21 protein-coding genes are annotated in these 19507 nt (G+C 48.1%); 9 read left to right on the top strand and 12 right to left on the bottom strand.

The annotated features are described in order from the left end of the window. On the top strand, positions 1 to 1945 hold a 1945-nt coding region (locus tag A3751_RS18830), incomplete at its 5' end, for a GNAT family N-acetyltransferase (RefSeq protein ID WP_068458546.1). Here A3751_RS18830 and erpA read toward each other — a convergent pair. The 4 genes from erpA to argC all read right to left on the bottom strand — a co-directional run bounded on the left by erpA (position 1942) and on the right by argC (position 4672). Continuing rightward, the gene (erpA, locus tag A3751_RS18835; protein ID WP_068458547.1) at positions 1942 to 2295 is read right to left on the bottom strand and encodes an iron-sulfur cluster insertion protein ErpA; all 354 of its coding nucleotides are present in this window, start codon (positions 2293 to 2295) and stop codon (positions 1942 to 1944) included. The genes A3751_RS18830 and erpA overlap by 4 nt on opposite strands. Before the next feature lie 66 nt (positions 2296 to 2361). Further along, on the bottom strand, positions 2362 to 2835 hold the full coding sequence (locus A3751_RS18840) for a polymer-forming cytoskeletal protein (RefSeq protein WP_068458548.1): 474 nt from the start codon (positions 2833 to 2835) through the stop codon (positions 2362 to 2364). A gap of 9 nt (positions 2836 to 2844) precedes the next feature. Then, on the bottom strand, positions 2845 to 3621 hold the full coding sequence (locus tag A3751_RS18845) for a DUF6776 family protein (protein WP_068458549.1): 777 nt from the start codon (positions 3619 to 3621) through the stop codon (positions 2845 to 2847). Between the two features lie 4 nt (positions 3622 to 3625). Beyond that, the gene (argC, locus tag A3751_RS18850; protein ID WP_068458550.1) at positions 3626 to 4672 is read right to left on the bottom strand and encodes an N-acetyl-gamma-glutamyl-phosphate reductase; all 1047 of its coding nucleotides are present in this window, start codon (positions 4670 to 4672) and stop codon (positions 3626 to 3628) included. A gap of 143 nt (positions 4673 to 4815) precedes the next feature. Here argC and A3751_RS18855 point away from each other — a divergent pair, with 143 nt between their 5' ends. The 4 genes from A3751_RS18855 to hemL are packed head-to-tail and all read left to right on the top strand — an operon-like array spanning position 4816 to position 8946. Further along, positions 4816 to 6600 (top strand): chloride channel protein, encoded by a 1785-nt coding sequence (locus A3751_RS18855; protein WP_068458551.1) that lies wholly within the window; start codon positions 4816 to 4818, stop codon positions 6598 to 6600. Continuing rightward, positions 6600 to 7031 carry a protoporphyrinogen oxidase HemJ gene (hemJ, locus tag A3751_RS18860; RefSeq protein WP_068458552.1) on the top strand — a complete coding sequence of 144 codons (432 nt, stop codon included), beginning with the start codon at positions 6600 to 6602 and terminating at the stop codon, positions 7029 to 7031. The genes A3751_RS18855 and hemJ overlap by 1 nt, the downstream gene beginning before the upstream one ends. Further along, positions 7028 to 7651, top strand: coding sequence for a thiamine phosphate synthase (gene thiE / locus A3751_RS18865; RefSeq protein ID WP_068458553.1), 624 nt, complete (start codon positions 7028 to 7030; stop codon positions 7649 to 7651). Before hemJ ends, thiE begins: the two co-directional genes overlap by 4 nt. Before the next feature lie 14 nt (positions 7652 to 7665). Next, positions 7666 to 8946: a glutamate-1-semialdehyde 2,1-aminomutase gene (gene hemL, locus A3751_RS18870; protein WP_068458554.1), complete on the top strand. Its 1281-nt coding sequence runs from the start codon at positions 7666 to 7668 to the stop codon at positions 8944 to 8946. 32 nt (positions 8947 to 8978) lie between these two features. On the opposite strand, the gene hemW is transcribed toward hemL, so the two are convergent. The 8 genes from hemW to A3751_RS18910 form a co-directional block, all read right to left on the bottom strand. Beyond that, complete coding sequence (gene hemW / locus A3751_RS18875; RefSeq protein ID WP_068458555.1) at positions 8979 to 10106, bottom strand: radical SAM family heme chaperone HemW; 1128 nt, start codon at positions 10104 to 10106, stop codon at positions 8979 to 8981. Between the two features lie 8 nt (positions 10107 to 10114). Beyond that, positions 10115 to 10717: an RdgB/HAM1 family non-canonical purine NTP pyrophosphatase gene (gene rdgB, locus A3751_RS18880; protein ID WP_068458565.1), complete on the bottom strand. Its 603-nt coding sequence runs from the start codon at positions 10715 to 10717 to the stop codon at positions 10115 to 10117. Between the two features lie 7 nt (positions 10718 to 10724). Then, positions 10725 to 11192, bottom strand: coding sequence for a DUF4426 domain-containing protein (locus A3751_RS18885; RefSeq protein WP_068458556.1), 468 nt, complete (start codon positions 11190 to 11192; stop codon positions 10725 to 10727). Positions 11193 to 11208: 16 nt separating this feature from the next. Then, a complete protein-coding gene (metW, locus tag A3751_RS18890; protein ID WP_068458557.1) occupies positions 11209 to 11805 on the bottom strand; it encodes a methionine biosynthesis protein MetW in 597 nt (198 codons plus the stop codon). Beyond that, positions 11802 to 12938: a homoserine O-acetyltransferase gene (locus A3751_RS18895; protein ID WP_068458558.1), complete on the bottom strand. Its 1137-nt coding sequence runs from the start codon at positions 12936 to 12938 to the stop codon at positions 11802 to 11804. The genes metW and A3751_RS18895 overlap by 4 nt, the downstream gene beginning before the upstream one ends. Before the next feature lie 83 nt (positions 12939 to 13021). Beyond that, positions 13022 to 14944: a dynamin family protein gene (locus tag A3751_RS18900; protein ID WP_068458559.1), complete on the bottom strand. Its 1923-nt coding sequence runs from the start codon at positions 14942 to 14944 to the stop codon at positions 13022 to 13024. Positions 14945 to 15065: 121 nt separating this feature from the next. Continuing rightward, on the bottom strand, positions 15066 to 15638 hold the full coding sequence (locus tag A3751_RS18905; RefSeq protein WP_068458560.1) for a YggT family protein: 573 nt from the start codon (positions 15636 to 15638) through the stop codon (positions 15066 to 15068). Positions 15639 to 15748: 110 nt separating this feature from the next. Further along, positions 15749 to 16105, bottom strand: coding sequence for a response regulator transcription factor (locus A3751_RS18910; RefSeq protein WP_068458561.1), 357 nt, complete (start codon positions 16103 to 16105; stop codon positions 15749 to 15751). A 69-nt stretch (positions 16106 to 16174) separates the two neighbouring features. On the opposite strand from A3751_RS18910, the gene A3751_RS18915 reads away from it, so the two are divergent. From A3751_RS18915 to A3751_RS18930, 4 genes are all read left to right on the top strand, one after another. Next, positions 16175 to 16501, top strand: a complete 327-nt coding sequence (locus A3751_RS18915; protein ID WP_068451500.1) for a Rieske 2Fe-2S domain-containing protein — start codon at positions 16175 to 16177, stop codon at positions 16499 to 16501. Between the two features lie 183 nt (positions 16502 to 16684). After that, entirely contained in the window at positions 16685 to 17122 is a 438-nt protein-coding gene (dksA, locus tag A3751_RS18920) for an RNA polymerase-binding protein DksA (protein WP_068458562.1), read from the top strand. Positions 17123 to 17166: 44 nt separating this feature from the next. Next, on the top strand, positions 17167 to 18024 hold the full coding sequence (gene gluQRS / locus A3751_RS18925) for a tRNA glutamyl-Q(34) synthetase GluQRS (RefSeq protein WP_068458563.1): 858 nt from the start codon (positions 17167 to 17169) through the stop codon (positions 18022 to 18024). A gap of 64 nt (positions 18025 to 18088) precedes the next feature. After that, a complete protein-coding gene (locus tag A3751_RS18930; RefSeq protein WP_068458564.1) occupies positions 18089 to 19486 on the top strand; it encodes a sigma-54 dependent transcriptional regulator in 1398 nt (465 codons plus the stop codon). The last annotated feature ends 21 nt before the right edge of the window (positions 19487 to 19507 follow it).

Below are 19507 nucleotides of genomic sequence, written 5' to 3' on the forward strand. Positions count from 1 at the left end.
CGATGAGCGCTTACTGTTTTCGGAAACGAACGATGCCCTGATACAACCACCTAAGTTTAAGACTTGCCTCGGAACAGAAACGTCGCTCTTGGTTTGGGACTTGCTTGCCGCTACCAATCCAGATGCGCTAGCGGCTTTAAGCGGCACGCTTGCCGGCGGTGGCGTACTGCTCTCTCTCGCCTCCCCCGATGCAATAATGCTTCCCTCCGCGAAACGTTGGTATCAAATATTCTGCGAGAGTCCAAACACACTTGTATTAAATGAAAAACGATTTACACAAGCCATTGAATCTTTGGTCAATGAGTTACCGCAGGAGCGGATTCAACAATCCCCTCCGCAATATGCTGAGAGCCAGTCGATACATCTCAACCCAGGCCAAATGAAATGCGTTGAACGAATTGAACATGCTGTCACTGGGCATCGCAATAGACCTGTCGTCATTCGCGCAGATCGAGGACGCGGAAAATCCACCGCGCTAGGCGTTGCCTCCGCAATGTTGATCAACCAGGACCGTACGCGGAATATCGTATTGGTCAGCGACCAACGCACATCCGTCGAAGTACTGCGAAAGCACTTCACACAACACCTACACAACCCAGATGATCACTCCAAGCTAAAGATCATGCCCAGTAATGCGGTGATCGATAGCAAACTTGAATGTGCGCTTGTCCTAATTGATGAAGCGGCCAGCATGCCTCTAACAGTGCTAGAAAGCATTATTAGACGCTATTCCCGAGTAGTACTGGCGAGCACACTCCATGGCTATGAGGGAAGCGGTCGCGGCTTTGACCTGAAACTCCATAAAATACTCGAGCGCTGCAAGCAGCAGCCTAAGTTCTTGACGCTGGAAGAGCCGATTCGCTGGGCGAGCAGCTGTGCTCTGGAAAAAACCATCAATGACGCCTTTATTCTTAATGCGCCATTTGACAAATTGGAGCCATCTAAGGCCGATGATACGCCAACGACAACCTGGTTTCGGCCAACGGATTTACATAACAAAGAACAAGAGATTCGCACAGTCTTCTCTCTGCTCGTTTTGGCACACTATCAAACGCGACCTTCAGATTTGGCACTATTACTCGATAGCCCTTCGCTACACATTGCTGTAATGCAAACAGCTGGGGGCATAGCCGCAGCCGCCTTGTGCATAGATGAAGACATACCGGAGGCGCAAGATGCGCTTCTAGCTGATGACATCTTGTCGGGCAAACGCCGCCTCAAAGGACGCTTACTGCCCCAAGCCCTTGCCAGCTTTTACTCAGACAGCCGTTGGCTGCAGCAACGCTCGCTGCGTGTCATGCGCATTGTAGTTCATCCTACGCAACAAAATCATGGTCTAGGAAGCGCCCTACTGAAGCAGGTTCACGAGTATGCACAACAAAATACATTCTCTGCCTGCACCGTAAGTTTTGGCGCTGATGCAGAGCTATTGCGTTTCTGGCAACGTGCCGGCTATCGATGCCTACGCCTCAGCTACAAAGCCGATGCCTCTAGCGGCTTAAGGTCGGCAATGCTGGTAAACCCCTTGGAGCGAAAAACAACCTCGTTATGCGACCAGCATCAAGGGTATTTCCACCAACATTTGATCAGTGGGTTAGCGCATTTCTACAAAGACATTGACCCAAAGTTAATCGCAGGACTGCTAACTGAAATCGACACTAAGCCCCTGCACGCTAAACTCGATACGTCCGCGCTTAACAAACTGCATCGCTTCGCCGAATCAAAATCAGCACCTTGGGACTGCTGGCCGGAGCTACAAAGTCTTATAGTACTGTCTTGTACTGAACCATCGGCAAAGGAGAACACAGACATGACAGGTCTGATTCGCTATATCTTGTTGGGAGATGATGGCGTTGTTTCGGAGGAAGGTGGCAAGAAAGCCTGGGAAAGACATCTAAGAGAAGCGACGAAAGCGCTTCTCTTACTCGATCGCGATTCAAACTAAATGGTAAAACTCGATCCGCAGCCGCAGGTTGTCGTCGCATTTGGATTATTGATTACAAACTGAGCGCCTTTTAGACCTTCGCTGTAATCGACTGTCGAACCAACGAGGTACTGATACGACATCGGGTCAACAACAAGATTCACCCCCATGTTCTCAATCACCGTATCGTCGTCGGCTAACTCTTCATCAAAAGAAAAGCCATACTGAAACCCCGAACAGCCACCTCCAGTCACGTAAACACGTAACTTCAATGCTGGGTTTTCTTCCTCTTCTATCAAGTTCTTTACCTTGGTTGCTGCCGCATCGGTAAAGATCAATGGAGAAGGGATATGTGACTGGACAACGCTCATCGGAACTCCTGACTGCTCTCTCGGCCGGCAATTATCTGCTTATCCGACAAATTTAGTCAAGTATTCCTATTTACTTGCGGACGAACTAACAGCCTTAAGCTCTATGGCATCACTACCCGTCGGTTCGTTTTGCTTCTTTGGGGCATCGTTCTCGTGCCTCTCTGGCTCTTTGCGATGCACAAGATTACCGTTTACTTCGGCACCCATCGCCATCTCAATAAGGTGGTAATAGACGTTACCTTTTATCGATGCGTTCTCCGCGAGCTCTATATGGCTCGATGCATAGACGTCACCATGAACGGTGCCATTAATGATGATATGCGGTGCATAAACATCGCCATCGATCTCACCAATATCACTGATACGTACGACGGCCTCATTGTCCTCAGATGCGCGAATCGTGCCTTTCACGAAACCATCAATATGTAGGCCACCGGCAAACTGAAGATCGCCGTCGATGGTTGTTTTACTGCTGATCAGGGTATCAAATGTCGCGCTATGCGCCTTCGATACAGACTTGCGTTTATTCTTTCCCCACATAGAAACCTCTTAACTGTCGGTAGCCGGTGCTTCACTACTCTCTGACTTCGTGTAGTCAGGAAGCAACTCTAGCCACGCACTATTTAATTCTATCCTTGAAGCATTTTTACCCTTACTTTGGGCAACCACTTGAATTTGCTCTGGCTCAAACCCTTCCGGCAAAGAAATCTTGCCATCAAACTCCTGAAAGTATTTAAAACGAAACTTCATACCCAGCTCTTGAACAGACGAAACATCGCGCAACGGTATGACGACACTTTCAGAATCCTGCTTGCCAACCAGATTTACCGCAACCACACCTTGGATATAGCTCCGACGGCTGGCGACTTGTGCCAATACAATCTTGTAAGCATAGCGCCTGTTTTGCTCTAGTGCCGCTAATTCGATCGATTGAATTTGTAAGCCTTTGTTATTCTTCGACGGGGCCATAATACTTTGATAAAACGTCACGTCTTTTTGTAGCTGGGCAATCCGTTCTCTCAACTGCCCAATCGTCGCCTGAATTTCCTGCTTCGCGCGCTCGTTGATCGCATCGCTTTGCCTAAAATTCTCTACCTGCTGTTTTAATAGTGCGTTCTCTTCAAGCACCTCTCGGTGCTGGTCCGACAAAGAAGAGAGGCTCTCTACCGCCGCCTGATGGCGAATTTGCATCTCAAATACGCCAATGTAATAAGCGGCACTCGCACAAACCAAGGCCAACAGCGCAACCTGAATACTCAGTTTTCGTCGTCGACCGGGCTTGTGCCGAACCAGGACCATTTTGTCATGAGCGCTGTGCTTGGCCATTGGTCTAAGGGCTCAGTGGAACAAGTTGAAGACCACAGGTTTCATCAAAACCAAACATAATATTCATATTCTGAACTGCTTGTCCGGACGCGCCTTTGACGAGATTGTCGATAACCGAACTAATAATCAACAAGTCACTGCCTTCTTGTTTGTGAATTGCCATACGACAAATATTTGAGCCCTTGACACTGCGGGTTTCCGGCAAAGAACCGAGCGGCATGACATCGACAAATGGCTCATTTGAGTAGCGCTGTTCAAATAAATGCTGAAACTCTTCCAAATTCAATGCTTTACCTGCTTCGTTCAGCGGAGCATAAAGGGTCGCCTCTATGCCTCGAATCATCGGCACAAGATGCGGCACAAAAGTCAGAGAAACAGCCTCTCCTGCTGCCCAGCTCAAACCCTGCTCAATCTCAGGACGATGGCGATGGCCGCTAATACCATAAGCCTTAAAGCTGTCAGCACTTTCGGCAAACAAACTACCAACGCTCGCTTTTCGTCCTGCACCGCTCAAGCCAGACTTCGCATCCGCGATCAAATTCTCCAATGTGACTAGTTTGTTCTCGAGCAGCGGAACGAGACCAAGCTGTATTGCGGTCGGATAGCAGCCGGGGCAAGCAAGAATTCGCGCCGAACGGATTTCAGAACGATTGACCTCAGGCAATCCATAGACGGCCTCGTCAATAAGCTGGGGGCTGTTATGCGGCTGCTGATACCACTGTTCCCAAGTCGCCTGGTCTTTGATACGAAAATCAGCTGAGAGATCAACAACACGGGCTCCAATCGCAAGAATATCTGCCATCATTGATTGAGCAACACCGTGCGGCGTCGCAAAGAAGATGACATCACAGCCATTTAGGTTCGCCGCCGTTGGCTCACAAAACGCAGTATCAACAAAGCCCCTCAAATTCGGGAACATATCACTAACAGCAGTCCCTGCATCACTTCGCGAGCATACGGCATGAACTTCAACTTCAGGATGCAAAGCCAATAGCCTAAGTAATTCGGAGCCTGTATATCCGGTCGCCCCAACTATTCCCGCCTTAATCACTCGATACTCCTATTTCTTGAACCAAATAGAGCACATTGTAGCATGCCGCCTAAGGAAAAATGATGCCGTTCTTTAACGTATAACGGCGAACAGGTTAGAATAAGAGGCACCCATCCACCGATAACCCTTGGTCAGCAAATCTTATGCCTTTTGGAGCAAAGCTCGACACCTACAAGCACGGTTTTCGTGAACGTTTGGGCGCAGCGGATGCCCTTCCTCAGCTCGCTTTATTGGGTTTTTTCGTTGGGATAATCACCACGCTTGTAATTATCTTGTTTCGCTGGAGCATAGAATCGGCGTTATCGCTTTACCTCCCAGAGGGCGACCCTGAAAACTTTGAAGGCCTGTCCGAATTATTGAGGATCACATTACCTCTCGGCGGCGCTATTCTTATCGGCGCTATCTGGTTCAAGATTGGCGTTCTTTATCGAAAGACGGGGGTCACCTATGTCATGGAACGCCTTGCGTACCATCAAGGCTACATGTCAGTGAAGTCGCTATTTGTTCAATTTTTAGCGGGATTTCTTACGATTGCCAGCGGGCAATCTTCAGGACGAGAGGGGCCAGCGGTGCATCTTGGCTCTGCAGCCGCGAGTATTATGGGGCAGTACTTTAAGCTTCCGAACAACAGCATTCGGATCTTGATAGCCTGCGGTTGCGCGGCTGCCATTTCAGCGTCATTCAACACTCCCATTGCTGGCGTTATCTTTGCGATGGAAGTGGTACTTATGGAGTATAGCCTGATTGGTTTTACACCCATTATTATTGCCTCGGTCACGGCAGCCTTCGCATCTCAAATCATTTATGGCCCAGAGCCTGCGTTTTTTGTCCCGCAGCTTTACTTAAGCTCTCCGTTTGAAATTCCCTACATTATTTTGTGCGGACTGATCATAGGATGTATTTCAGCGATATTTGTTCGCCTGCTGCTAACGTCTATGAAAGCACTCAAGGTGAACATTTTCTTTCGTATTACGCTAGCCGGCATGATCACCGCAAGCGGGGCCTATTTATTTCCTGAAATTATGGGCATTGGCTATGACACCGTAAACCATACCTTTACCGGCCAGATCGCTTTGGGTTTATTGTGCGGTATTGCACTGACCAAGCTGCTGGTAACTGCGACGACACTTGGTCTTGGGATGCCTAGCGGTATGATCGGTCCAACCCTATTCATCGGGGCAACGACTGGCGGGGCACTTGGTATTATCGCGCAATGGCTGATGCCGGATATTGCCTCATCGACTGGTTTTTACGCCATGCTAGGTATGGGTGCAATGATGGGGTCGGTCCTCCAAGCGCCCTTGGCAGCTCTAATGGCAATTCTCGAGCTAACACAAAATCCAAATATTATCTTGCCTGGAATGTTAGTGATCGTTGTATCTAGCATGTTCGCTAGTACGGTGTTCAAACAAAAATCGGTCTTCATCACGATGCTCGAAGCGCAAGGTTTAAACTACAACAGTAGCCCAACCGTTCAAGCTCTGCGCAGCGTGAGCGTGCTTGCGATCATGGATCGAAAGTTCGCCCGAGCGCAAAAACATGTTGAATGGCAAGAAGCGGAAGAAATTCTTAGGCAAGGACCCCACTGGGTCATTATTCACAACGACAAAAATATTCCAGTCTCTTTACTGCCGGCGGTTGATCTCGTTCGTTATATGGAACAAAACAAACCTCAGGATGAAAAAGACGCAAAACACGAGGCAGAAAACGAAAAACATGCAAGCATTGCGCTACTTGAGATCCCTGCACATCGGCAGGACTTTGCTCACATCTATTATCAAGCCACGCTCGAAGAGGCCCTGAAAACCTTAAACAAAGAGGCAAAAGGGGCCTTAATCGTTGAACGCGATAGTGGAGGCCTTAAACGAACGTTGGGTGTGTTGACTCAAAATGATATTAACCGTTACTACCAATACACAGGAAATTAATCCTTATGCTGTGGTTTAAAGCCTTTCACATTATCGCCATGGTTTGCTGGTTTGCTGCACTATTTTATCTGCCTCGCTTGTTTGTTTATCACTCAATGGCTGAAGACAAGCTTAGTATTGAGCGTTTCAAGATAATGGAGCGTAAGTTATATCGAGGCATCGGAACTCCCAGCATGATTGCAACGTTTATCTTTGGCGGCATGCTCATTAGCTATTCTCCCGAATACTACCTCGCGAGCGCATGGTTCCATATAAAACTCACTTTGGTACTCGTTCTTGCAGCCTATCACGGTCTATGTGGGCGCATGGTCAAGCGCTTTGCGGCCGATGACAATAGCAAGGGCCACGTCTATTACCGCTGGTTTAATGAGTTTCCGGTGCTTATCCTCGTCGTTGTCGTCATTCTTGTTGTGGTAAAACCGACTCTATGAGTTCAGACAAATTGAAAGGGCTCTACATTATCACTGACCCCAAACTCATCCCTGCCGGCAAAGAAGCACTAAGATCTGCCGTAGAAGAGGCCTTGATTGGGGGCGCGCGGATTGTTCAATATCGAAATAAAACAGCGCCTTATGATCAACAGCTAGCTGAAGCCAAACAACTAAGATCCGTTACGCGAGAGTATGGCGCAAGCTTTCTAATTAATGACTCTGTGGAGCTATGCCTCGCATGTGATGCGGACGGCATACACATCGGTCAAAGTGACGGCGCAATCGAGACAATACGCCAAAAGCTAGGAGCAAAGATTCTCGGTGTCACCTGTCACAACTCACTTGAATTGGCGAGTCAGGCTATTGATCAAGGCGCTGATTACTGCGCTTTTGGCGCAATGTTTCCATCACCGACCAAGCCCTCAGCAAAGCCGTGCTCACTTGCCACTTTGCAAGAGGCGAGTAAACTGCCGGTACCAATTTGTGCCATCGGCGGCATCAACACTGAAAACGCTCTACAAGTGCGTCATCACGGAGCAACCATGCTGGCCGTCATTTCGGGCGTGTTCGGGCAACCATCTATTCGTGCAAGCGCTCGGGCGTTTGCCTCACTTTATTAATATTGGAGTAAGACATGTCTCGTTCTGAGGACCTTTTTCTTGATGCACAAACCGTTATTCCTGGGGGCGTAAACTCGCCAGTACGTGCTTTTAAAGGTGTTGGCGGCAGCCCGCTATTCTTCGAAAAGGGCGAAGGCCCGTACTTGTTCGATGCCGATGAAAAACGCTACATCGATTATGTTGGGTCATGGGGTCCGATGATTACCGGTCACGCGAATAAAAGCGTTGTAGATGCGGTTCAAAAGCAATTGATACAAGGCTTGGGGTACGGTGCACCAACAGAGCTCGAAACACGCATGGCAAAGAAAGTATGCTCGTTGGTGCCATCAATAGAAAAGGTTCGCATGGTGAGCTCAGGTACCGAAGCAACGATGAGTGCAATTCGTCTTGCGCGCGGTTTCACCGGGCGAGACAAAATTGTTAAATTTGAGGGTTGTTATCATGGCCACTCAGACTCACTGCTCGTTAAAGCAGGTTCTGGCGCACTGACTCTTGGGGTTCCTAACTCCCCAGGCGTCCCGGCAAGTCTAGCCGAACATACCATTACGCTTCGCTTTAATGACCTAGACTCGGTCAAACAAGCTTTTGCCGAAATCGGTGAAGAGGTAGCAGCCATCATCGTGGAGCCAGTCGCGGGTAACATGAACTGCATTCCTCCGGTTGCAGGCTTTTTAGAAGGTTTACGCACGGTCTGCGATGAATATAAAACCGTATTGATCTTTGATGAAGTGATGACCGGTTTCCGAGTTTCTCTCGCAGGCGCCCAAGGTCACTTTAAAGTAACGCCCGATCTCACCACGTTAGGAAAAGTGATCGGTGGCGGATTACCCGTTGGGGCCTTCGGCGGTCGTGCCGACATCATGGATTACATTGCGCCCACTGGCCCGGTCTATCAGGCAGGTACCCTGTCGGGCAATCCGCTCGCGATGGCAGCCGGCTTGACCATGCTTAACGAAATCAGCGAAGAAGGGTTCTATGACAGATTAATCGCTCAAACGACACGTCTTGTGGATGGCCTTCGCAAGGCTGCTGAAGAAACCGGCACTTCGATGAGCTTCAATCAAGCGGGATCGATGTTTGGATTTTTCTTCACGACAGAGCAACAAATCAACTTCTATGAACAAGTTGTTGAGTGTGATTTAGATAAGTTCCAACACTTCTACCACGGAATGCTTGAAGAAGGGGTATACCTGGCCCCATCGGCATTTGAAGCAGGATTCGTTTCCAGCACACATTCAGATGACGTCATTGATGCCACCATCGCAGCCGCGAAAAAAGTAATGGCAAGCTTGTAAGCTCCAATCAACAGAGTGAACGAGACGTCGCATTAAAGAAAACGCTCAAGCACCGAGTTGAGGAAAAGGAAGCCTCGCTCGGTTAATTGAATACGCGTTGAATGCATCAAACCTTCGGAGCGTAGGTCTTTGAGTACAGCCTCTACGTCCTTCAAGCCAAGCTGAGTTACATCTTCAAAAAGCGACTCTTCAACCCCGTTCTTCAAGCGCAAAGCATTCATCATGAACTCGAAGCTTTGAGCTTCAGGCTCAATTGCTTCCTCGCCAACGCGATAGGTCACTCGATCCGCCATGTAGGCTTCAGGCATGCGAGACTTCCTATGTCGGAGTAAGTGCCCACTATCAATTAATGTGACTTTTGAGTGGGCTCCTGCCCCAAGACCAATGTAGTCTCCGAAACGCCAATAATTCATGTTATGGCGAGCCTGTCGCCCGCTCTGTGCAAACGCGGACACTTCATATTGCCCATAGCCATGATCGGCTAACAAGCGCCCTCCCTGCTCGAGAATCCCCCACAGCAACTCATCATTTGGTAGAGCTGGCGGCCTAGAAAAAAACTCGGTATTCGGCTCTATCGTCAGCTGATACCAACTTATGTGATTGGGTTGAAGTGCAAATGCCTGCTCTAGGTCATTCATCGCGAGTTCAATGCTCTGATCCGGCAATCCATGCATCAAATCCAAGTTAAAATTATCAATGCCAGAATCACGAATCGCGTTGACCGCCTTATAAATATGGTCAGAGCGATGAATACGCCCCAGGGCTTCGAGCTGTGGATTTTGAAAGCTCTGAACACCCAGAGAAATTCTGTTGATACCAGCCTTGGCATACGTTTTAAAATGTTCGGCATCACTAGCGCCGGGATTGGCTTCGAGCGTGATTTCTATATCAGGCTCAAATCGCAAATGGGCACGCAGTGCATCAAATAGTTTTAGATAGAAGTCGCCCGTCATTAAGCTTGGCGTGCCACCGCCAAAGAAAATACTGCTGATTGCTCTCCCCTGAATATATACCAGCTCTTGCTTGAGATCTTTGATCAAAGACTGAAGATAGGCCTCTTCAGGCAAGTCGGTTCTGGCATGGGAATTAAAATCGCAGTAGGGGCACTTCTTTACACACCAAGGAAGGTGTATGTATAAACTCAGAGGGGGAAGACGCAAATGTGCTCCTAAGTCGGGCTGTTGAGTGCAGGCAGCATCTCACTTAACTGCTTTAAAGCTTTACCACGGTGACTAATCGCTGACTTTCGCTCTCGCGTTAGATCGGCTGCGGTGCAGTTTAATTCTGGAATCCAAAAAACCGGATCATAGCCAAACCCTTCTTCTCCTGAAGGCTGCTCAGCGATAACCCCTTCCCAAACTCCATGGCAAACGACTGGTGTGGGGTCTAGAGGGTGTCGCACGAACACCAGTACACAATGGAACGTCGCTTGCCGCTGTTCGACTGGCACCCCTTTTAAGTTTTCAAGCAGCAGATCAATATTGCTTTGGTCCGTCGCATCTGAGCCGCTATATCGAGCAGAATAAATACCTGGCGCACCTTGCAGAGCATCGACCGCCAAACCGGAATCATCCGCAAGGGCAGGCTTACCGCTCTCTGAGGAGGCATGTCGCGCCTTTAAAATCGCGTTTTCGATAAAGCTTAGGCCTGTTTCTTCCGCACTCTTAATACCCAACTCAGCTTGCGATATAAGATGGAGCCTACGGCCTTCAAGAAGCGCGGCAATCTCTCTGAGTTTTCCCGCGTTTCCACTTGCTAGAACAATGTCCATCTTTGGCTCAATCATTATAGAAATTGTGGCTGAATCGTAGCCTGAACGGATCTGAAACCCCTTGAGGAAATACTGAGATATCAAACGTCAATATCTCGCCTTCCCGATACTGCAACTGCGCAATGTAATAAATTGCCTTGCCTTCGATAACCTGCTGCATACTCAAATGCTGCACCTGCTGGATGTCGTTTTTGGCATTCATATTAACGATGGCACCAACCGCTTCTCTCACCCCATTTTCGTTTACTTTGAGCACGCTCACATTAACAACACCCAACGCCTTGCTGCGCGTCAAATCATACTGTCTAGCCACCTCCGGCTGGAGGAAAGTGCTGTTGAACGCGATGTAATGCACCTCATATTCGGTGCCATCCGGCGCCGCAAAAACCTTCTTCTGCTCGGCATAGGAGTCGGCGGCCATCAGCATACCAAGCATAAACAAACAGACGTGAATCCAATGATTTCTCGATAACATGACCGTTTTCTCCAGATTATCTTCGTTCGATACGATACACGGCAAACTCAGCCAACAAGTTTGGCCATATTCGCGCTAAACTTTTCTCGCGAAAGTCTGCGTTCACCACTAAACGGTTTACGATACGAATGCCTTTTTGGTCGCACAAAATTTCAAAATCTTTAAATGTGCAAAGGTGGATATTCGGCGTGTTAAACCAAGTATGCGGCAAGGTTTTCGACATCGGCATTTTCCCATTGAAGAGCAAGTACTGCCTACAGCGCCAGTGGCCAAAATTTGGGAAAGTCACGATACCTTGCTTACCTAGTCGCAACATCTCTTCGAGCATTTCATCAGGACGACGCACAGCTTGCAGCGCTTGCGTCATAATGACGGTATCGAATTGATTCTCCTGAAACGAACCGAGGCCCTTGGCGTCAAGATCATGTTCAATCACATTCACGCCATTCTCGATGCAACGCGTAATCTGATTCGGATCGATTTCGATACCATAGCCATTCACAGATTTTTCGTTTTGAAGATGGGCAAGCAAACTGCCATCACCACAACCCAAATCAAGCACCGTAGAGCGTTGTTCAACCCACGGACTAATAATCTTTAGATCGCCTCTCATAGCTCGAGCTCCCTCGCGACGCGCTGCATATAGGCGGTAAACGCCGTCATATAACGAGGATTGGGAATCAAAAAAGCATCATGCCCGTGCGGGGCATCAATCTCGCAGTAGCTTACCCGCTTGCCGGCTTTCACCATGGCCTCAACCATCTGCTCTGATCGCTCAGGCGAAAAACGCCAATCGGTACTAAACGAAACCACAAAATAACCACAGGACGCAGGCGCAAGCGCTTTTACCAGATCACCGTCGAACTCACCAGCAGGGTCAAAATAATCAAGCGCTCGGGTCATTAATAGGTAGGTATTGGCGTCAAATGTTTTCGAGAAGCGTTTACCTTGGTAATTCAGATAGGACTCAACCTCAAACTCGACACCATAATCAAAATTGAACGCTTCAGACTTTTTGATACGACCAAACTTTTCACCCATTGCCTCATCAGAGAGATAGGTGATGTGTCCGATCATGCGCGCCAACATTAGCCCTTTAACAGGGACCGTGTCGTGCTCATAATAACGCCCTTCATGAAAACTAGGATCAGAAGTAATCGCCTTCCGCGCAATCTCATTGAACGCTATGTTCTGCGCCGTCAATTTTGGAGTCGAAGCAATGACAACAGCGTGCTTTACGCGCTCAGGGTAATCAAGCGACCATTTCAATGCCTGCATTCCACCCAAGCTACCACCCACGACGGCCGCCCAAACCTGAATATTTAACACATCCGCCAGACGCGCTTGGCTTTCAACCCAGTCTCTAACCGTAACTATTGGAAAGTCAGGACCATACAGTTCACCTGTTTCCGGATCCTTGGTTGTCGGCCCGGTACTTCCTTTACAACCACCTAAATTGTTCAATGACACAACAAAAAATGTGTTGGTATCAATCGGCTTGCCCGGCCCAATGCAACTGTCCCACCAGCCTGGTTTTTTATCATCTTCCGAGTGATATCCAGCCGCATGATGATCGCCACTAAGCGCATGGCAAATCAGAATCGCGTTGGAGCAATCCGCATTCAAGGTCCCATAGGTTTCGTAAATCAGATCGTACTGCGACAGGGCTTTGCCGCAATCGAGTTTGAGTGCTTCTTCAAAATGGTGGGTTTTGGGCTCTACTAGCCCAACCGAGTCGGCTGACACGTGCGCGTTTTTCCCTGATGATTAACAGTGCAATGAGTGCGGAGTGTAAACGCGCATCACGGGCAACGCAACTTGCCGGGTAGCTAGCTAGGATGGGCGTGCAGCTGCTCGGCAATCTGATGGGTAAAGGCTTTTTGCTTTTGTAGCTGCTCAATCGTCTGCTGCATGGATTCGCAGGCGTCTCGCTTGCCTTTTTGTTCTTTCGCGAGCTCTCTAAGGTTTTCTAGTTGCTCTTGTAATCCTTGCTTCTGCTCTACCGTATATTGGAGCAAAGGCAACAATGCATCATCAGCCCAACACAGTGCCTCATGACTTAAAGCCTCATACACATTTCGCACGTCGTGAACAAACGCATTCTTGAAATGACGAATAACCAAGCTCTGCTCCGTCACGATCAGCTTTGGATTACGTCGGTATCGGTTAAAGCCCTGCTTGATCTCTACTAACTTCGCTCGATACTTCTTGATCGAGAATTCAACTGGATGAAGGTGATCTGCACTGTGGTCATTTTTGAATCGTGCATACATCGTATGCACCATTTTCTCAGCAACGCGCACCTCAACCATAAGGTCATCAAGCATGCGATCCAGTTCTGCGAATAAGCTCGTCATTGCCGAAATAAGACCCTTTGTACTCCAAGAATCTTGCATCGCGGTGCGCACACTCTCTGCAAGTGCATCAAAGCGTTGCATTCCGATCAAGTCGTTAAGAATCTCTTTTTGTGACATCATCAAGCGCCGACTAGAGCGCAAAGCGACCAACTTCTTGTAAAAGTCATTGTGTGCAATCTGGGTTTTATCAGCAAGCCGGTTTAAAGAATCTATGTCCTCAAGGCTGTCACGATAATGATCAAGATCGTCACTTGCTCTCTGAATACGATGCGTAATGACTTTTTCACTACTTTCTACAAGGGATGAAATATCGGCAATGGCAGACTCATATAAAAGCTTTTCTCGCGCATCGACCAACTGATTCATCAACAGCTTCTCAAACTTTGCCAACCCACTTTTTTGCAACAGAGCCTGGTCCTCATTGACCTTAGCCAGTAACGCCTGTTTTGCAGAGACCGGTAAGACAAAATCAGGGGCGATGCCTAAGCGACGAGCGGTATCCTGCCGAACTCGCTCGATGGACGCCGCGGTGTGCGTTTCGCCCTGAAGGTCATCCCAAAGAACATCGATTTTGTTGAGCAGTGCATAACAGCTCTTGCTTTGCTCTTCATCCGTTTTTGCAATGTGATCGGTCCACATCTGCATATCACTGGCCGTCACACCTGCGTCGGCAGAAAGCATAAATACCACTGCCTGAGCGTTTGGAATCATGCTTACTGTGAGTTCGGGCTCTGAGCCCAATGCGTTCAATCCGGGCGTATCAAGTATGCGCAGACCCTGCTCAAGCAAGGGATGTTTAAAACTAAGCTCGGCATGTCGCCATCGAGGAATAAGCACCTTCTCCGGATTCACAGGATCGCGCTCAAGAGAGCTTCCGCTGAAACCAAGCGCTCTTGCCTCACTTTCTTCAACGGAAACGACCTCCGCGACTTTTTGCAAGACCGCGGCCATCGTTTCAGGATGGTCATTTTCAATTGAGAATTCATTCCAGAGATCCACTTTCTCTTTCATCTCAGAAATGGTTAGGTTCAAACGTCGACTTTCGATTGGCAGGAGTCTTAGGTAAGACGTGTCTCGGACCCGATCATAAAACAGCTCGGTCGGACACATCGTTGTGCGTCCTGCTTTCGAGGGCAAAATACGCTGTTGAAAATCTGAAAGTAGCAAGGCGTTGATCAGCTCTGTTTTGCCACGCGAAAATTCGCCAACAAAGGCAATCGTCAACTCATCTTTCTGGAGTGCTTCACTCGCCCTTACTAAGCGATTCAGCATATCCTCTGACGCCATCTGAGTTTCAGACAACCAATGCCGATACGCGTCTATCTGCTCAAGTAAACCATGCTTCCAATTGTGGAAACTGTCTATTTTGTCGAGCGAACTAGCGTTATGAGCCATGACCATTTCAGCCTACTACCTATCTACTACTGATTACTTGAGTATAGATAGCTTTGCGAAATTCCCACGGCGCATACGTGAAATTGTGTAGCAGATCAGGTCGGTTAAGAGATCTAGAACACTAAAGCAGAGAAAAAGACATACCAAATTGCTGGCTTAGGCCATTCAAGACGATGCCCAGCACCTGCAAAACAAGAAAAACGAGGATGGGTGAAAGGTCTAGGCCTCCCATGGAAGGCAAAAGCTTACGAAACGGCGCCATCACTGGCTCACAAATTTGATTAATCAAAGCAAGTGCGGGATTTGCACTTCCCGGCGCAATCCAGCTCGAAATAATCATAATTAGCAAAGCAAAGAAATAGAGCTTTAGAACCATCCCAAGTACGAGGATCACCGTCAGCGCGATGAGCGAGCCGACTTGCGGTAACCCGCCAGCCAAAACTAGAAACTTAAGACTCAACATCACGAGCTGAAAAAGAAACGCGAAGACGATTGTCGCGATGTCGATACCACCAAAACCGGGTATCAGCCTGCGTAATGGAATAACAACAGGATTGGTCGCCTTAACGACGAACTGCGAAATTGGATTATAAAAATCGGCCCTTGATACTTGAAGAATAAATCTGAGAAGAATCACGAACAGGTATAAATAGGTAACCGTATCAAGAACAAGATTAAGAATTTGCTGCGCCATAGGAAATCAAACGTCCACGCTTAGAGGTAAATACAAAGGATATGCGAGTAAGGCTTATATTGCAGCTTACAAGCTGTTCAGTAAAGAGCAGCTCCGTTTGTTGGTTGTGGTTATAGCCTTGTCATAAAATCTTCAACAATCTCCAGCGTGATTGGTTTAGCGTAGAAATGCAGGCCTGCTTCTTCTGCTTTGGATTTCACGCGCTCCTGAAAATTAGCTGTCAGCAAAGCAATACTCGCGTCAGGACAGAGCTCCCGCAGCTTGGGAGCAACCATCAAACCGTCTTGCCCTGGCATATTCAAATCAAGGAAAATCGCTTCAAAATTCATGCTATCGCATTTTTCTATCGCCTGCTCGGCCGTATTCGCTTCTGAAATCATTACATCTTCAAAATTTTCTTCTATCAAGCTTTTCAACATCATACGAGATATCGCGCTATCATCGACTAACAAAAAATTTCTTATCATGTTTACGGCTTCAAGTAATCTTTAGAGCGCATTAGTATAGTCGGTTTTCTGCAAAGCCAAGGTGCTTTTATGTCTCATTACCATCACGTATGCTCCCTGGAAGATCTCAAAAAAGCTCAAACTTTAGGTTATGAGATTGAGGATCATGAGGGCTTCTTGGTGATGAATAACACAAACGTGTTAGCGTATCGAAATAGCTGTCCTCACATTGGTATGAATCTGGAATTTTCTGAGAACACATTTCTAGAGCCCGATGGTAGATACATTCAATGTGCCATGCATGGAGCGCTTTTTGAGATCGACACAGGGCTTTGTATTCATGGGCCATGCCTAAATCAATACCTAGAGCCTGTGCAGGTCAAGGTAGAGGATGATCAGGTTTTGGTGAGCATATGATGAGATACACCTGCAAATGGGTAATCAGTCGCGCTACTTGCACAAAGTGATAGCACAATTAAAAATATTCTGATAGCGTTCGCAGGCTAACTTTGGCTGCTTAGTGGCGAGCCAAATCATGCGCTTAGGGACCCGGCTTGTCCTGTTTGGCGCAGTATTTGAAAGAAATAAAGAGATCACAACATGCCGGCAACAGAAAACAAAACTGACGTATTTTCTACATTCGTACCTTATGAAGCTTCTGCTGACGAAGAATATATGAGCGATGCTCAGCTTCAGCACTTTAAGCAAATTCTTCTGCAGTGGAAGCAAGAGCTAATGGAAGAAGTTGATCGCACAGTGGATCACATGAAGGAAGATGCTTCCAACTTTGCCGACCCAGCGGATCGCGCAACACAAGAGGAAGAATTCAGCCTGGAGCTTCGTACGCGAGACCGCGAACGCAAACTCATCAAAAAAATCGACAAAACGATCGATGCAATCGAAGCGGATGACTACGGCTTCTGTGAATCGTGTGGCATTGAGATTGGTATTCGTCGCCTAGAGGCTCGGCCAACAGCAACACAATGCATTGATTGCAAAACCCTTGCGGAAATCAAAGAAAGCCAAGTAGGCATTTAACGGCCAACTCAGTGAAAAGGGGAGCAAGCGCTTCCCTTATTCTTATGCATGGATACATAGGACGATTTGCCCCCTCCCCTACAGGCCCATTACATTTGGGCTCTTTGCTTGCGGCTCTGATCAGTTACTTGGACGCGCGCAAAAACCAGGGACAGTGGCTAGTTCGCATAGAAGATATCGACCCCCCTCGAGAGCGAGCCGGCTCGGCAAGCCGTATTTTAAAAACTCTAGAAACCCACGGACTGGCTTGGGACCAAGACGTACGCTACCAATCTTCATGCGCTCAGCGCTACGAAGAACAACTCGCTACGCTTCTCAGCGCAAAACTTTGCTATTACTGCCCATGCAGCCGCAAGCAACTTGCTGACCGCAAGGGTGAACATTTGCCATCTTGCGGAAAATTTCACGGGGAGCAACCCAAAGACGGCGCAGTGCGCTTCCAAACTAAGCAAAAGCCGCTACAGTGGAATGATGTTCTGCTTGGCCCAAAAACAGAGAAACTAGATTCAGACTTCATCCTCAAGCGACGTGATGGCTTATATTCTTATCAACTCGCCGTGGTGTCGGATGACATCGACCAAAAGATTACTCACGTCATTCGCGGAATGGACTTACTAAGCTCCACACCGATGCAGTTAGCATTATATGATTCATTGGATTCAGCGGCACCAGAATTTGGCCACTTCCCTTTAGTGACAAATACTCAAGGACAAAAGCTTTCTAAGCAGAACCTTGCTCCCGCAGTGGACGACACAGCACCAATCAAAAATCTAGCGTTGTTAGGATCATGGCTGGGCTTTGAATTTCCAAATGGCACAAATCGACCGGAAGATTACCTGACATACTATCTGGATCAATGGGATCGCTCTCGTTTTCAGCCAAATGAGGATTATGTCATATAGGTCGCTAGCCAGAGCTGCGTTTGGTTGGTTATCATGAAAGCTCGCTGATGAATTAGAAACGCTCATGCAACGCATATTAGTCATTGAAGATGAAAACAACGGATACTCCGAACTCGTTGAGATACTAAGCGGTCATAACTTTCAGGTGGAGAACGTGCACTCCATCAATCAAGCAGTAGACGATTTCCCAATCGCATCTTTTGATCTGATCATTACCGATCTTCGCGTGTCTGGACAAGCCGGGACAGACATCATTCCACTCGCACACGAAATCCCAGTCCTCGTTATGGCGAGCTTCGCAAGTTTACGCTCAGCTGTCGAAGCAATGAAACTGGGAGCGGTTGATTACATCGCGAAGCCATACGATGAGACAGACCTACTGTCATCGGTTGAAGACATTCTCAATAAGCACTCTCACCGCTCAACTACGCAAGAACGCAGGCAATCCAAGAATGCCAGCGACATGATTTATGGCCGCTGCCAACCAATGCGAAAGGTGTTCGGCCTCATTGACAAGGTGGCTCCAACTGACGCAAGCGTCTTGATTCAAGGTGAGACAGGTAGCGGTAAAGAGTTAGCGGCCAAGGCGATCCACGAACTTAGCCGACGAAGTAATCAGGAGATCGTATGTATCAACTGTGCCGCTATCCCAGAGTCCCTGATTGAATCTGAACTTTTTGGCCACGAGAAAGGCGCTTTTACCGGCGCGGTGTCTGCTCGAGCGGGGTTAATTGAGGCGGCAGATGGCGGCACCTTATTTTTGGATGAGATTGGAGAGCTTCCACTAGACGCGCAAGCTAGACTATTGCGCGTCTTGCAGGAAGGCGAGATTCGTCGTGTCGGCTCCATCTCTTCTCGAAAGGTCGATGTCCGCTTAATTGCTGCTACGCATCGAAATCTCAAAGCGCTTTCACGCACTGGTCAATTTCGAGAAGATTTATACTATCGACTAAACGTGGTTCAAATTCGGCTTCCGCCTCTTCGGGAACGAGGTCGCGACATTACTGGCCTGGCACATCTTCTACTCAATAACTCGCTTGATCGTATGAGCAGACCAGAAGTAGAGCTGAGTTCTGATGCACTTCGCGCAATTCAAGAGTATAACTGGCCGGGAAATGTCCGGGAGCTAGAAAACGCTATCGAACGCGGCGTCATTCTTTGTGAGAACGATCTGATTACTGCTGATTTGCTGGACATCGAACCCACAGCCGCCGAGATATCCCTGAACCAAGGGTTAGTCCGCAGCAGCGCCAACCCACAACAAATGAGCAGCCATCACCTAAGCAACATCAATCGACCGCTTTCGATGGAAGACTACTTCCAACAGTTCGTTTTAGAAAATCAATCCCGCATGAATGAAACCGAGCTCGCTAGACACCTGGGTATCAGCAGAAAGAGCCTTTGGGAAAAAAGACAGAAACTGGGCATTCCAAGGCGCAAGGGCGACGAAGCCAAAAATTGATCACTTTTTGATCGTCGCGCC

The organism is Oleiphilus sp. HI0080, assembly GCF_001635135.1.